This window comes from Flexithrix dorotheae DSM 6795 (assembly GCF_000379765.1).
Lineage (GTDB): Bacteria > Bacteroidota > Bacteroidia > Cytophagales > Flammeovirgaceae > Flexithrix > Flexithrix dorotheae.
In genome coordinates this window covers 118,004-133,209 of sequence record NZ_KB903435.1, presented here as the reverse complement: position 1 = coordinate 133,209, position 15,206 = coordinate 118,004, and the positions used below count along the sequence as shown (strand labels likewise).

Below are 15,206 nucleotides of genomic sequence, written 5' to 3'. Positions count from 1 at the left end.
TAAGTCTTTAAATAAAGGAAAGTTTGCAACTTTCCAGCCTTGTTCTGGAAGTTACAAACTTCCTTTTACTAAAATGCTTAAGTTGAAAACTTAAACCAGAAGAAAACTAATCACTAAATTGAAAATGAAAAACTTACTTCTCTTTTGTTATTTTCTAATGCTTTTTCCATTAACAGGAAATAGCCAGACACCTGTTTGGGGAAAACTGGAACTGAATTTTACCAGCTCCCAGGCCTACGAAAATCCACTTTACGATCTCAAAAAATTTCACGCAGTTTTCACTTCCCCCTCAGGAAGAACAAAACAGATCAATGGCTTTTGGGATGGAGGACAGAATTTTAAAATTCGTTTTTCTCCGGATGAAATTGGTGAATGGACTTATGAAACTTTTTGTTCAGATGAGAAAAATACGGGCTTAAATGCACAAAAAGGAAAGTTTGAATGTAGGGAAAATAAAAGCAATTTATCCATTTATAAAAATGGCGCAATTCAACGGAGTAAGGGAAATTACCACCTGAAACATGCTGATGGGACTCCATTTTTCTTCACTGGCTGTACTGCGTGGAATGGTGCTTTAAAATCTACGGAAGCTGAATGGGATAAATACCTGAAACATAGAGTGGATAATCATTACAATGTTATTCAGTTTGTCACCACACAATGGAGAGGATGCGAAAAAGACAGCAAGGGAGAAGTCGCTTTCACAGGAAGTGGCTATATTGAATTGAACATCGATTTTTTCAAGCGGATGGATAAAAAAATTGATAAGATCAATGAATATGGTTTGGTAGCCGCCCCGGTTTTGCTTTGGGCTTTGCCTTCTATTCAGGGTAGATATTTGAGTCCGGGATATTATTTACCCAAAGATGAAGCAGTACTACTAGCCAAATACATGGTGGCTCGATTTGGTGGAAACCAGGTGATTTGGTTTTTGGGTGGAGATGGGGAATACCTGAAGGAATATGAACAACGCTGGAAACAAATAGGACGGGAAGTTTTTGATGGAAATCATCCGGGAATTGTAGCCCAACACCCACATGGAAGTTCCTGGATTGGGGAGGCTTACCGTGATGAGGACTGGCTGGATATCGTTGGCTATCAGTCCAGCCACAATAATCAACAGCGGGTGGTGGACTGGATCAATAAAGGCCCTATGGCCGATAACTGGGATAAAATTACGGCCAAACCCCTTATCAATCTGGAACCAAATTATGAAGAAATACACTTTAAAATCACAGCTGAAGATGTGAGAAATGCTTCTTACTGGAGTATTTTTGCTACTCCGCCTTCAGGCATAACTTATGGAGCCAATGGCATTTGGCCGTGGATTCAAAAAGAGGGAGAACTTGTTGAAAATCACAGAAATCACGGAGATAAAGGCCCTTCCACCTGGGAGAAAAGCATTGAATTTCCCGGAAGCCTGCAAATTGGTTACCTCTCCCATTTCATTCAACAATTCAACTGGTGGAAATTAAAACCTGCAAAAGAACTTTTGGTTAATCAGCCAGGAGATCAGGTCTTCAACCATTTTATTTCAGTGGTATCAAGTGAGGATTATTCCACTATTCTAGCCTATACTCCTCAACAACAAGAAATTACGATAAGAAACCTAAATCATTTGAAATACACAGCAAGGTGGTTTGACCCTGTAAATAATCAATATGAAAAAGGAGAAATAAAAGTAACTGGAGGCATCCTTAAAACGACCCCGCCAAAATCACAGGATTATGTGTTGATTTTGGAAACTGAGGATTAGAAGCTGGAAGTAAAATGGGAATTATTAGAGCATTTAAATATGACATTTTCCCCTCATCGAGCGGGTTAGGGGGGAGTTTGAAATACATTACAACTTAAAATCAGAATATGAATCACAAAATTTTAATTATACTTTTTACACTTTTAAATACAAGCATTTTTGCACAAGAACTGAAAATCAGTGATGACAAACGCCATATCGTTTACAAGGATGGAAAACCATTTTTCTGGCTGGGCGATACCGCCTGGGAATTATTCCATCGTACGAATAAGGAAGAAGCTGATTTGTACTTACAAAACAGGGCAGACAAAGGGTTCACTGTAATTCAGGCTGTGGTTTTAGCTGAGCTGGAAGGATTAAATGTAGCCAGTTCCAATCAAGAAAAACCATTGATTGATAACGATCCTTCCAAGCCGAATGAAGCTTATTTCAAACATGTAGATTACATTGTAAATAAAGCTGGAGAATTGGGAATGTTCATCGGAATGTTGCCCACCTGGGGAGATAAATTCAATTTGAAATGGGGAGTAGGACCTGAAGTTTTTACCCCAGAAAATGCCCTGGTTTATGGCAAATTTTTGGGAAATCGATACAAAGGAAAAAATATCATCTGGATACTGGGAGGAGACCGGAATCCTGAAAATGAGGAAGATCTGGCTATTATCCGAGAAATGGGAAAAGGAATCAGGAGCGAAGTGGGAAATGCCCAGTTAATAACCATGCACCCTCAGGGAGGAAGCAATTCGGCCATGTGGTTTCATGAGGATGACTGGCTTGACCTGAACATGTATCAATCCGGGCACGGAGATATTCATAAAAATTATCTGGTAACGGAAAAACTCTACAAACTTGAGCCCGTAAAACCCGTGCTTGATGGAGAACCCTGTTATGAAGATCATCCTATCAACTGGAAGGCTTCAAACGGTTGGTTCGATGAATTTGATAGCCGAAGAGCGGGATACTGGTCCATGCTTGGCGGGGCTTGTGGGCATACTTATGGCAACCATAATATCTGGCAAATGTGGCTACCGGGAAGAGATCCAATATCAGTGGCAAGAACCCCTTGGACACAAGCTTTGAATTACCCGGGAGCCTTTCAGGCTGGCTATATGCGCAAATTTTTTGAATCACTGGAATGGCAAAAATTAGAACCGGCCTCCGACTTGATTACAGATGGTCCAAACAATTTGGGGAAAGAAATAAGATGTGCCATTGCCACCGATGACAGTTTTTTATTAGCTTATTCTCCATATGGCAGTAATTTCTCCTTAGATCTTAGTAAATTGAAGACAGAAAAATTAAATATGACCTGGTTTAATCCTGGTATTGGGGAAAGTATATCAATAGGTGAGGTCAGTAAAAATAACACCATGAATTTTGATCCCCCTTCCGATGAAAAAAGAGGAAATGACTGGGTATTGGTTTTGGAGGTGAGGTAGTAATTTTATCCGCCCCTTGACTTTTTCTGGCTTAAGCATAAACGAAGAAGTTACTTAAGAGCATGTTTAAATTTTATCAAAAGGCTAAAGTTGCAAACTTTAGCCATAAGCAAAAAAAGAATTTAACTGAGTGGATTAGAAAATGATCTCAAAAGAAATACTCTACTATGGAAATGAAAAACCTTTAAAACCTGCAAGGGAATTGAGGGCTGGTGGGTTTCGTATGGTTTATGAAAATGGATTTTTGAGATATATCAAATTGGGTAATTCCGAAGTGCTACGGATGATTTATTTTGCCCTTCGAGATCAAAACTGGGATACTATTGAAGGACAAATTGAACATGAAAAGATTCTGGCCCATGATCAATCTTTTTCCATCAGTTATGAGTGGCATTCCCGAAATCCAGCATTCCCTTTTGTCTGGAATTGCCAGCTAAAGGGAAAGGAAATTGGAGAAATAATATTTGAAATTAAAGGCAAAGCACTGGAAAGTTTTAGGAAAAACAGATCCGGCTTTTGTGTGCTCCATCCAATTGCCGAATGTGCCGGAAAATCCTGTAAAGTTGACCTTGTTAATGGAAATGATGTGGAAGGCCAATTTCCCCAAAATATCAGCCCACATCAGCCATTTATGGATATGAAAGCTATTTCCTGGAAACCTGATGGGGAAACAATGGTAAAATTGGAATTTGAGGGAGATACTTTTGAAATGGAAGACCAGCGAAACTGGACTGATGATTCCTACAAAACCTATTGCACGCCATTGGTGCTCCCCTTTCCGGTTGAGCTCCAAAAAGGAACGGAAGTACATCAAACCATAAAACTATCAATAGTATCTGGAAACACTTTGTCATTAGGCGAAGAAAATAAAATCATTTCATTAGTTCCCGAGCCTGAAGATTATGGCATAAACCCTAAAATTGGTTTGGAAAAATCTAGTACGGGTCTGGAACTTACCAAAAAGGACATTGGTTTAATTAAATCTATTGGGTTTGACCATTTCCGTGCAGAGGTGAACCTCACTTTAAACAACTGGAAAGTTGCCCTGGTCGCTGCAGTAGGTGAAGCTCAAAAACTGGAACTGGCCCTTGAACTGGTTTTATTTTTCAGCAATCAGTTTGAAAAAGAATTAAACAGTTTCTGTTCGGCTGCATTAAAAATTAATCCTTCCATTTCCCATATTCTTATTTTTCATCAGGCATTTAAATCTACCCCAAAAAATTTGATTGATGCAGTAGTTCCAAAATTGAAAACTACTTTTCCAGAGGCAAAAATTGGGGCTGGTACCAATGCCTATTTCACAGAATTGAATCGGGAAAGAGTGGAAGCCACAAACCTTGATTTTGTGAGTTATTCCCTCAATCCTCAGGTGCATGCTTTTGATCATGATTCCCTGACTGAAACTTTGGCCGCACAGGCTTATACGGTTAATAGCGCAAAGGCTTATTTCCCCCATAAAGAAATTAATATTTCGCCCATCACTTTAAAGCCAAGATTTAATCCCAATGCCACTACCGAAGCAATGAAAAATGAACCAGGTGTACTGCCCGAACAGGTAGATTCTCGGCAAATGTCTCTTTATGGAGCAGCCTGGACAATGGGAAGTATGGTTGAACTAAAAAAATCTGGAGTAAACAGCCTGACTTATTTTGAAACTTTTGGCTGGAGGGGAATTATGGCCGGGCAATACAAACCTGGTTTAACGGAACAATTTTATGCTGCAAAAGGAATGATTTTTCCCTTGTATCATATATTCAAATTGTTCCTAAAAAATAAAAAAGCCAGGTGGATACCCTTAAAAAGCAGCCAGCCTTTAAAAACAAAGGGAATTATTTTTAGGGAGGAAAATTCCCGAGATGAACTGTTAATAGCCAATTATAGTGGATCAGAAGTTACGATTGATGTAGCAATGAATGAGGCCAGTTGCTGGGTAGGATTTTTAGATGAAAATAATGTAAAGGATTCCTGGAATGAACTCGATTTTTTTGAAAAACTAACTTTAGATAAATATGAAATTTCAAACAATGGCTTAACTTTAAAGATTAAGCCTTTTGGCATTGCCTATGGAAAAATATGAAAATGATATTAAACTAAAATTAAATCACATCACCAAGTATTTCCCTGGGGTGGTCGCTTTGGAAAATGTGACTTTGGAACTGAAAACCGGAGAAGTACATGCCCTTTGTGGAGAAAACGGTGCAGGTAAAAGTACCCTGATGAACGTGCTTTCGGGCAACCACCAGCCTGATGGTGGAGAAATTATACTTAAAGGCCAACAAGTGGTAATGGAGGACCAGCAGGTGGCCCAGCAAATGGGAATTGGCATTGTTTATCAGGAAAGAAGTCTGGTAAACGATCTTTCCGTTGCAGAGAATATTTATGCCGGAAATCAACCTACTAATGGTTGGGGATTCATCAATTTTAAAAAACTTTTTGCCCAAACCAGAATTTTACTTGAAAAACTGGGCATGGCAGATATTGATCCTACCACCAAGCTGGAATATCTTTCTCCGGGAAAACAACAAATGGTGGAAATTGCCAAAGCACTCTCTCAAAACCCGGAAATTCTTATCCTGGATGAACCTACAGCTTCTATCTCCGAAACTGATGCCAAGGTATTGTTCCAAATCATTCGCTCACTTACAAAAGAAGGTGTAGCCGTGATTTATATTTCCCACAGAATGTCCGAAATTTTCCAGATCGCCAATCGGGTCTCTGTACTCAAAGATGGCAAATATCAGGGAACTAAGGAAGTGGGTGAAATTGTGGTAGACGATATTATCCGGATGATGGTGGGAAGAGATTTGGTTAAGCAGGATTATAAAAGCCATGCTTTAGATGAAATCGTAATGAAGGTTGAAGACTTTAATGGGCCTGATTATCTAAATATTAATTTCGAATTGAAAAAAGGAGAAATTTTAGGACTGGCCGGCCTTGTGGGTGCAGGAAGGACAGAATTGGCCAGAGCTATTTTTGGCATGGATAAAAAGTATGAAGGCAGGCTTTTCCTGAATCAAAATCAGGTTACCATTAATCACCCGCTGGAGGCTATGAATTTGGGGATTGGTTATTTGCCTGAGCACCGAAAAGAACAGGGGCTGTTTCTGGAAATGACTGTAGAGGAAAATATAGTAGCTACAAATCTGGTAGTAGCTGTGGAAAACCGATTATTGCAGTTTTCAAAAATCACTGAAATTGCCGATGCTTATATTCAGAAACTAGGCATAAAAACACCTGATTCCAAACAAAAAGTAGTGAATCTGAGTGGGGGAAACCAACAAAAAATAGTACTGGCCAAGTGGTTGTTGCTCAATCCGAAAGTACTAATAGTCGATGAACCCACCCATGGGGTAGATGTAGGGGCAAAATCAGAGATTTATGCGATTTTAAAAGAACTCACGGAAAAAGGAACTTCTATTATCATGATTTCCTCAGAATTACCAGAATTACTCAGTTTGAGTGACAGAATTCTGGTGCTGTGCAATGGAAACATGACTGCGGAACTACCCAGGGAAAAATTCTCAGAAGAAGAAATTATGCATTACGCTTCCGGTACTAAAAACATGTTTACCAGTGACTTAACAAAAAAAGGACAACCCATTTCGGTTTCCTGAAAAAAAATATGAAATATGAAATTATCAACTAAACTATTACAAGACCGGGTAATCACCCTTTCTATTACCATTGCCATACTCATTATTATCAGCAGTATTATATGGCCTACAAAATTTCCCACTTTTGACAACCTTTCGCTTGTTTTACTTAATCTTTCGATAGAAACCATTGTGGCTGTGGGCATGATGATTTTAATGATTTCAGGTTCTTTCGATCTTTCGGTGGGATCGGTAGTTGCTTTTGCCGGTGGTTTTACAGGCTTTCTTATGTATTATTTTGGAGTGTTCGTCCCGGTGGCCATTTTAGCAGGAATGGGTGGAGCCATTTTCATTGGTTTTATCAATGGGTACCTTGTAGCCAGAGTCGGAATAAATCCTTTAATCCAGACACTCGCCATGATGGGTATTGTAAGAGGGCTCGCATTAATGGTAAGTGGCGCTGGAATTCAAAACTTTCCGGAGAGCTTTAATGTAATTGGCCAAACCGTAATTCTTGGTTTCCAAACTCCTGTCTGGTTTATGCTTATCATTGTTGCACTTTTCTCCTTTTTAGTGTCCAAAACCACCTTTTTCCGGAAATACTATTATATAGGAGGAAATGAAAAAGCAGCAAAGCTGTCGGGAATACGAGTGGAAAAAATGAAAATCTATTCCTTTATTTTGATTTCTGCACTTGCCGGATTTGCCGGAATTTTACTTTCATCAAGATTAGGAGCAGCTATGTCTACCTCCGGACAGGGAATGGAATTAAGGGTAATTACTGCTGTCATCTTAGGTGGAGCAAGTTTGCTTGGCGGTCAGGGAAAAATTGTGGGGGCTATGTTGGGTACCATCTTTATGGGGCTGATCAGCAATGTGATGATTTTGGCTAGAGTTTCCGGATACTGGCAACAAATCATTCTTGGACTAATCCTGATTCTGGCAGTTGTCATCGATATTATTTTAAAGAAAAATGTAGGGGTAACACCTAAAAAATATTTGAAAAAAGCGGTGGAGTAAGAAGTATTAGCTCTGCTTGGCTTAAGTATCAGCGAAGCGTTTACTTAAGCCTATTTAATAAAAGAAAGTTTGCAACTTTCCGCAAGACTGGCGATACAATCGCCTTTCTCAGCCATCCTCGTTGAAAACGAGGATGATAAACTTGGTTAGTCTGACCGCTATTGCGATTTTTGGCAGTTACAAACTGCCTTTTATTATGAAGCTAAAGTTACAAACTTTAGCCAGAGAAATTAATGAAATAACTTGATTAAAAATACTGAAAATGAAAACTTATAAAAATCAACTTTTCCTAATTTTTTGTACCTTATTTACCCTGGGATTGTACAGTTGTGATCCTTCTAAAGGTGCTTATTTCAAAGAAAAAAAGGCGGAAGAGGAAGCCGCCAAGCCAGTAAATCCCGATGAGGAATATGTGATGATCACTACCATTGTCAATTTTCCCATGTATGTGAATCATGATCAGGCCGCTTTTAAAAAATGGGGAAAAAGAATGGGCGTACGAACCACAGTTTTAGGTCCTTCCGAATGGGATGTAGCTTCCCAAATCTCATTCATTGAGCAGGTGATTCCTTCCAAACCAGCCGGGCTTTTAATTAATGGCACTGATCCTGCCATTGCCAGCGCTATCAATAAGGCTGTGGATGCTGGCATCCCCACGGTAGTTTACGATTCGGATATTGTAAATTCTAAAAGGCATGCTTTTCTGGGCACCAATTGGTATGAAATCGGACGAATGCAAGGGGAAACTATGGTGGAATTGATCGGAGGAAAAGGTAAAATTGCCTATATGGGCATCATTGGTTTAGCCAATATGGAAGCTGGTTTCCAGGGTTTGCTGGATGTCTTGAAAAATTACCCAGAAATAGAAGTTGTAGGGAAATATGATGACAAAGCCAATGTAGAAGAAGCTGCCAGAATTACTTCTGACCTGATCAGTGCCAACCCTGACCTGGCTGGAATTTGCGGATTTGATGCCATGAGTGGGCCGGGCATTGGCCTGGCAGTAAAAGAAGCAGGAAAGGTGGGCAAAATAAAAATAACTACGGTGGATACCGAACCAGAGCATTTAAAACTGGTAAGAGATGGCGTTATCCAGACTTTGGTAGGACAAAAACGGGAATTATTTACCTGGTATGGCGCCCAGTTTTTATACGATATGGTACACAAAACCAATACCCTGTCAGGTGACGATCAAAAAGCCGGCATCACCAATATTCCTTTTTCGGTAAATACAGGACTTTTCACCATTGATAAAACCAATATTGAGTTATTTGAATCGCCTTATTAGGATTTTCGGAATTTGTAGGTTTCCTGTATTAGCCAAAAGAGGAAAGGTCTATAATAAAAAAAGCCCCTGAAAAAACAAGGGCTTCAAAAATTGCAACTAAATCAATCTGGGTATTACCTAATCATAAGTTAAGGTAATATCGTCAAAATAGACTCCTCCTGTTGTATTTTGCAGATATATTAAAAACACGGTGAGGCTTTTAATTTCTGATTCTACATTTTCAAGTTTAAGAGTATATTCTTTCCAGTCGAAGTTCCCTGTAATTTCTGTATTACCATAAGTAGTTATAAATTGTTCTGCCAAACCATCGTTATCTCTAGGGTCTTCCGTGTCATCTCCCCTAATCACCAAACTAATGCCTTCCCCAGATAATTCACTTTTAATTTTTGCCTTAAGTGTGACATCTTTTCCAACCGGAATATTGGAATTAATTATCTGAGCCCAGTGAGAAAAGTCTAAAGAATCAATTGTTTCTGTGTTAATGTGCAGAGATTTTTCACCAGAATAAGCCTCAGTTGTCGACCAATTATGTTGGGATTGAGAGCTTTGCTTTTTAAACCAATAATCAGGATCATTGTTCCCTTCCTCCACATCGGTGTTCAATAATAACTGGTTAGGTTTTACTTCGTCATCTTTACAACCAATGAGGGAAATTGTAGATAGTACTAAAAGTAAAAGAATAGAATTTTGCACTTTCATATAAATAGTTTTTTGGATGAAAAATATTTAATTTGTTAGTAGGAGTATCCTGAGTTTGAGTATTTCAAATAATTGATTTTAAATGTTTAATAATTGAATTTTTTTAATTCATTATTCTAATAAAAATAATAATATCCATAAATCATAACACTCAACAATAAATACACATCCATTTTATATGAGGTTGGAATTATCCCATATTTTTTTTTGGTATTGCGGTTAACCTCCAAATTTCCATAATCATAAGCTTTAAAAACTATTGATATCAAAAAGCATTTTTCCTTTTCCAATCCTATACTTTAGTTTTGTAATATCTTCATCAGCTTTCACCTTCCTAAAACCGCAGGCAAATCCCTGTCTTTTATAAGTGAATTTTCTATTTCTGAAATCCGGCACAAAATCAACCTGAAACTATGACATTTTCATTGGGCAATTCCAGCTTCGTATTTGATTTTAATTTTCCTCTAAAAGATATCCTGACTTATTTACTTGGGGTAGGAATTATTTTTATAGTGACATTCACTATTTACCTGGGAATCAACCAACTGGTGAAAAGACTTGAGCTAAAATCTAAAAATGAATTTGCCAGAAAGATTCGCACAGGGCTGAAAACACCAGTTATTCTTTTAATGGCAATTATTTCCCTCTGGCTTCCTATGCTATTCACTCAGGTACCTGAAGTAATTGCAAATCCTGCTAAAAAAGTATTAACTCTATTGTTGATCGCGATTCTTACCTGGATCCTTATCAAACTGGTAGGACTGATCAAATACATTGTGCTGAAACACTATGATATTGGGCAAAAGAATAATCTCCGAGCCAGAAAAATTTATACACAATTCAGAATAATAGAAAGGATTCTGGTATCCCTAATTCTGGTTATTGCTGTCGCCCTGGCCTTAATGAGTTTTAGCGAAATCCGAAAAATAGGACTGAGTTTAATGGCATCAGCCGGAGTTACCGGGATTATTCTGGGTTTTGCCGCCCAGAAGATTTTAGGAGGTATTCTCGCTGGAATCCAGCTGGCTTTTACCCAACCCATCCGCCTGGATGATGTGGTCATTGTAGAAAATGAATGGGGAAGAATTGAGGAAATTAACCTGACTTATGTAGTGGTAAAAATCTGGGACGAAAGAAGACTTGTAGTGCCTTCCTCCTATTTTATAGAAAAACCCTTCCAAAACTGGACAAGAACCAATTCAGATATATTAGGAACTATTTTTATTTATACCGATTACAATGTGCCATTCGATGCCCTTCGGGAAGAACAAACCAGAATTTTAAATGAAACTGATCTTTGGGATGGAAAAGTGAATGTACTTCAGGTGACAGATTCTACGGAAAAAACTGTGGAAATCAGGGCATTGGTAAGTGCTGCAGATTCTCCTACCGCCTGGGATTTAAGGGTATTGGTAAGGGAAAAGCTCATTACTTTCCTACAAAAAAATTATCCCAACAGCCTTCCCCGCTCCAGAGTGGTTTTTGAGAATAGTCATAACGCAAATCCCCAACAAAATTCGGCTCAGTAAAAACGAGGAGAAAATAAACCATAATTATCGATTCAAAAGGCTTCGCAAATGTTTTAAATCCCTTCTACACCTTAAATTCCCGATCTTATCCCTTTTATTTTCCGCATTCAGCCATTTCATTTGTTTTGCTCTTTATGATTCGTTAAAATTGCCGGAATTTTGACTTATCATGATGCTTTATTGATAGGAAAGTGGCTGCTTTACCTGCCTTAAACTCATCTAAAAAGGTAAGGAAACCGATTCCTATAAAAGTGTATTTATATTACTCAGAGTTTCAGAATATGAAAATTAACGTTCTCAGAAATTTAATAATTTACCTTCTTCCTTTATTCCTTTTAAGTAATTGTAAAGAAGAAAAACCCAAAGAAACACCATTAACCGTTAGAGAAAATGCTGATGGCCTGGCTGAAAGAGCAAAGGAAATAAGAGAAAACACCGCCATCCAGTTGGCCGATGGACTTGAAGTAAGCCTTTGGGCTTCCGATTCCCTGGCTCCCGATCCCATTGCCATGTCTGTAGATGACTTTGGAAATGTGTACCTCACCAGAACAAATCGTCAGAAAAACTCCGAATTCGATATCAGGGGCCACCGAAACTGGATCACCCCATCCATTGCCCTGGAGACTGTTGAAGATAGAAGAGCTTTTTTAAGAGAATATTTTGCTCCGGAGAAAAGTGAAGAAAATTCCTGGTTAAAAGATTTGAATAATGATGGCAGTCACGATTGGAAAGACCTTGCGGTAGAAAAAGATGAAGTTTGGAAGTTGACTGATGAAACCGGAGATGGTATTGCGGATGTATCAACCAGAATTCTCAGCGATTTTAATGAGGAAATCACTGATGTAGCCGGTGCCCTTTTAGTAAGGCGGGAAGATGTTTTTGTAGGGATAGGCCCAGATATGTGGCGTTTAAAAGATACCAATGATGATGGAGTGCTCGATGAAAAAACCTCTATAAGCCATGGTTATGCCGTGCATATTGGTTTCAGTGGCCACGGAATGTCAGGTGCCATTGAGGGGCCTGATGGTAAAATTTATTGGGGCATTGGAGATATTGGAGCCAATATTACCGCTCCGGATGGCACACATCATAAATATCCCAATCAGGGCGTTTTGGTAAGGTCAAATCCCGATGGAAGCGATTTTGAAGTTTTTGCTGCTGGTTTGAGAAATACCCACGAATTTGTATTCGATGAATATGGCAACATCATCAGTTCGGATAACGATGGTGACCATCCTGGTGAAAGTGAAAGATTGGTACATATTGTAGAAGGTTCTGATGCCGGCTGGAGAGCCAATTGGCAGTATGGGAAATATACTGATCCCAAAAACAACAACTATAAAGTGTGGATGGATGAGGAATTTTTTAAACCCAGATGGGAAGGACAGGCCGCTCACATTATTCCTCCTATCAAAAATTTCCATAATGGCCCTACCGGAATGGCTTATAATCCTGGGACAGCTTTGGGATCCAAATGGAAAAATCATTTCTTTCTGGTAGAGTTTGTAGGTAATCCAAGCCGATCTCCTGTTTGGGGATTTACCCTCAAACCCAAAGGTGCTTCATTTGACCTGCAAAGTGAGACTGAAGTATTTAAAGGTGTATTGCCCACAGGAATAAAATTTGGACCTGATGGTGCTTTATATGTAGCAGACTGGATAAATGGCTGGGGTACAAAGGATTATGGAAGAGTATGGAAACTGGATGTGACCAATAATGAAAATGATCTGGCAGAAATAAGGAAAAAGACAGAGGAATTGATGCAGCTGGATTATGCTGGCCAGAGTGACGAAAAATTATTGGAGCTTTTGTCTTATTCAGATATGAGAATCAGGCAAAAAGCACAGTTTGAACTGGCTTCCAGAGGAAATGATGGGGATGCTGTATTTCAAAAAATAATTACCCAAAAAGAAAACCAACTGGCCAGAATTCACGGAATATGGGGTATTGGCCAGTTAGCCAGAAAAGATTTGAAATATGCCCAATCACTGCTTCCATTATTAAAGGATTCCGATCCGGAAATTATCGCTCAGGCAGCCAAAATTCTTGGCGATGTGAAATATCCCGAAGCAGCCGAAGCTTTAATTCCACTGGTAAACCATGACCATGCAAGAGTGGTATTTTTCAGCACTCAGGCTTTGGGAAGGTTGAAATATGAAAAAGCTATTGAGCCAATATTGGAAATGCTTAAAACCAATAATGATGAGGACCTTTACTTGCGTCATGCGGGAGTGTTGGCACTTACCAGAATTGGAAAAGTGGAACCTGTAGTTGCGCTATCTACCAATGAAAACAGGTCTTTAAGAATTGCCGGAGTATTGGTTTTAAGGAGATTACAAAATGAAAAAATTGCCAGTTTCCTAAACGATCAGGACGAATATATTGTGACTGAAGCTGCCAGAGGCATTAATGATGACTGGTCAATTGAACCTGCTTTACCTGCCCTGGCTGCAATTCTTGCAGAAGACAGATTCTCCACCGAACCATTATTAAGGAGAGCAATAAATGCAGCCTTAAGGGTTGGAGGAGAAAAAGAACTCAATTTATTGATTGACTTTGCCCAAAGAAAGGACATTTCCCCGGTGTTAAGGGCCGAAGCTATTGCCACCTTGGGCACCTGGGCTGAGCCTTCAGTTACGGATAGGGTAGATGGACGATACAGAGGCGTAGTCAAAAGAGATGATTTATTGGTAAAAACAAAGGTTGGAGAAAATCTGGATAAATTTTTAAGTGAAAAGAATGAAGATATTCTTGTGGCCACTTCAGGCATGTTGAAAAACCTGAATATTTCCAACCAAAATGATAAACTGGTACAACTTTTTGCCAACACCAAATCACCAAAAGTTAAAGCAGCTTTAATACCTGTTTTATTTGAGTTGGAATACGATCAAATGGAATCCCTGATCAAAAAAGGAATGGCAGATGCCGATAGTCAGGTAAGAGCTTCAGCCCTGGGATTGCTAAACCAACTGGATATCACAGAAGCCGGATTATCCGATATGGCTAATTCTGTTTTCAGAAAAGGTTCATTGAAAGAACAACAGGAATTGCTGAAAGTATTGGGTAAAATGCCTGTAGAGAAAACGCAAAAAGTTTTTGATCAACTGATAGATGATCTGGAAAGCAAAAAATTATCTCCTACTCTAGCGCTGGATTTATCAGAAGCTATTGAAGCCACTAAATCAGAGGCATTAATAACCAAACTCACTTCGGTAAAACCAGAAGAAGGTAATACGGTGGCTGCTTTTCAGGAGGCCCTTTATGGTGGCGATGCCAGAGTAGGATCGAGATATTTCTTCAGAAATTCAACTGGTCAGTGTGTCCGTTGCCATGTGGTGAAAGGGCAGGGTGGTGAAGTAGGTCCTGAACTTACCAATATTGGAAATATTCTCACCAGAGAACAGATTCTGGAGGCTTTAATTGAGCCAAGTGCAAGACTTTCTCCAGGTTTTGGAATGGTAAACATCACCCTTGATGATGGCCAGACTGTTTCCGGGATTTTGATGGAGGAAAATGAACATGAACTGATTATAAGAACTTCAGCAGCTGAACCACTTGAAGTGGCAGTATCCCGAATTAAAGAAAGACAAAACTTACCATCAAGTATGCCACCAATGGGTACTATTATGTCAAAAAGGGAAATCAGGGATGTGGTTGAATTTTTAAGTAATTTAAAAGGGTAGACAATAGGAGAAATGCTTTGCCCCTAAAATCACTTATTTTTGATAAAGGATTCACATGGAATTATTCCAAAAATCATAATAAATCGGGTAGCTGATCATAAGCAATGGTGTATTTTTGGCCTGGCAGCTTTTTTTGCAATTTAGCGGAAAAAGAGGCCGTCAAAAAGCACGGTTTTTTAAGGCTGGTTACTTAAATATT

The 15,206-nt window shown here is 39.0% G+C and carries 9 protein-coding genes; 8 read left to right on the top strand and 1 reads right to left on the bottom strand.

The genetic code is table 11. The annotated features are described in order from the left end of the window. The first annotated feature begins 124 nt into the window (after positions 1 to 124). From A3EM_RS0110305 to A3EM_RS0110280, 6 genes are all read left to right on the top strand, one after another. Positions 125 to 1,756: a glycoside hydrolase family 140 protein gene (locus tag A3EM_RS0110305; protein WP_157637811.1), complete on the top strand. Its 1,632-nt coding sequence runs from the start codon at positions 125 to 127 to the stop codon at positions 1,754 to 1,756. Positions 1,757 to 1,863: 107 nt separating this feature from the next. Then, positions 1,864 to 3,195 (top strand): glycoside hydrolase family 140 protein, encoded by a 1,332-nt coding sequence (locus A3EM_RS0110300; protein ID WP_020528124.1) that lies wholly within the window; start codon positions 1,864 to 1,866, stop codon positions 3,193 to 3,195. Between the two features lie 142 nt (positions 3,196 to 3,337). Beyond that, positions 3,338 to 5,272 (top strand): D-apionate lactonase family protein, encoded by a 1,935-nt coding sequence (locus A3EM_RS0110295; protein WP_020528123.1) that lies wholly within the window; start codon positions 3,338 to 3,340, stop codon positions 5,270 to 5,272. Continuing rightward, entirely contained in the window at positions 5,259 to 6,809 is a 1,551-nt protein-coding gene (locus tag A3EM_RS0110290; RefSeq protein WP_020528122.1) for a sugar ABC transporter ATP-binding protein, read from the top strand. The genes A3EM_RS0110295 and A3EM_RS0110290 overlap by 14 nt, the downstream gene beginning before the upstream one ends. Before the next feature lie 15 nt (positions 6,810 to 6,824). After that, positions 6,825 to 7,808, top strand: a complete 984-nt coding sequence (locus A3EM_RS0110285; protein ID WP_020528121.1) for an ABC transporter permease — start codon at positions 6,825 to 6,827, stop codon at positions 7,806 to 7,808. A 262-nt stretch (positions 7,809 to 8,070) separates the two neighbouring features. Continuing rightward, positions 8,071 to 9,096 (top strand): substrate-binding domain-containing protein, encoded by a 1,026-nt coding sequence (locus A3EM_RS0110280; RefSeq protein WP_020528120.1) that lies wholly within the window; start codon positions 8,071 to 8,073, stop codon positions 9,094 to 9,096. A 117-nt stretch (positions 9,097 to 9,213) separates the two neighbouring features. Here A3EM_RS0110280 and A3EM_RS0110275 read toward each other — a convergent pair whose 3' ends face one another. Further along, positions 9,214 to 9,795 carry a hypothetical protein gene (locus A3EM_RS0110275; protein ID WP_020528119.1) on the bottom strand — a complete coding sequence of 194 codons (582 nt, stop codon included), beginning with the start codon at positions 9,793 to 9,795 and terminating at the stop codon, positions 9,214 to 9,216. A 413-nt stretch (positions 9,796 to 10,208) separates the two neighbouring features. Here A3EM_RS0110275 and A3EM_RS0110260 point away from each other — a divergent pair, with 413 nt between their 5' ends. Both A3EM_RS0110260 and A3EM_RS0110255 read left to right on the top strand, forming a co-directional pair. Continuing rightward, a complete protein-coding gene (locus A3EM_RS0110260; RefSeq protein WP_020528116.1) occupies positions 10,209 to 11,324 on the top strand; it encodes a mechanosensitive ion channel family protein in 1,116 nt (371 codons plus the stop codon). 281 nt (positions 11,325 to 11,605) lie between these two features. Then, complete coding sequence (locus tag A3EM_RS0110255; RefSeq protein WP_020528115.1) at positions 11,606 to 15,007, top strand: DUF7133 domain-containing protein; 3,402 nt, start codon at positions 11,606 to 11,608, stop codon at positions 15,005 to 15,007. Positions 15,008 to 15,206 lie beyond the last annotated feature (199 nt).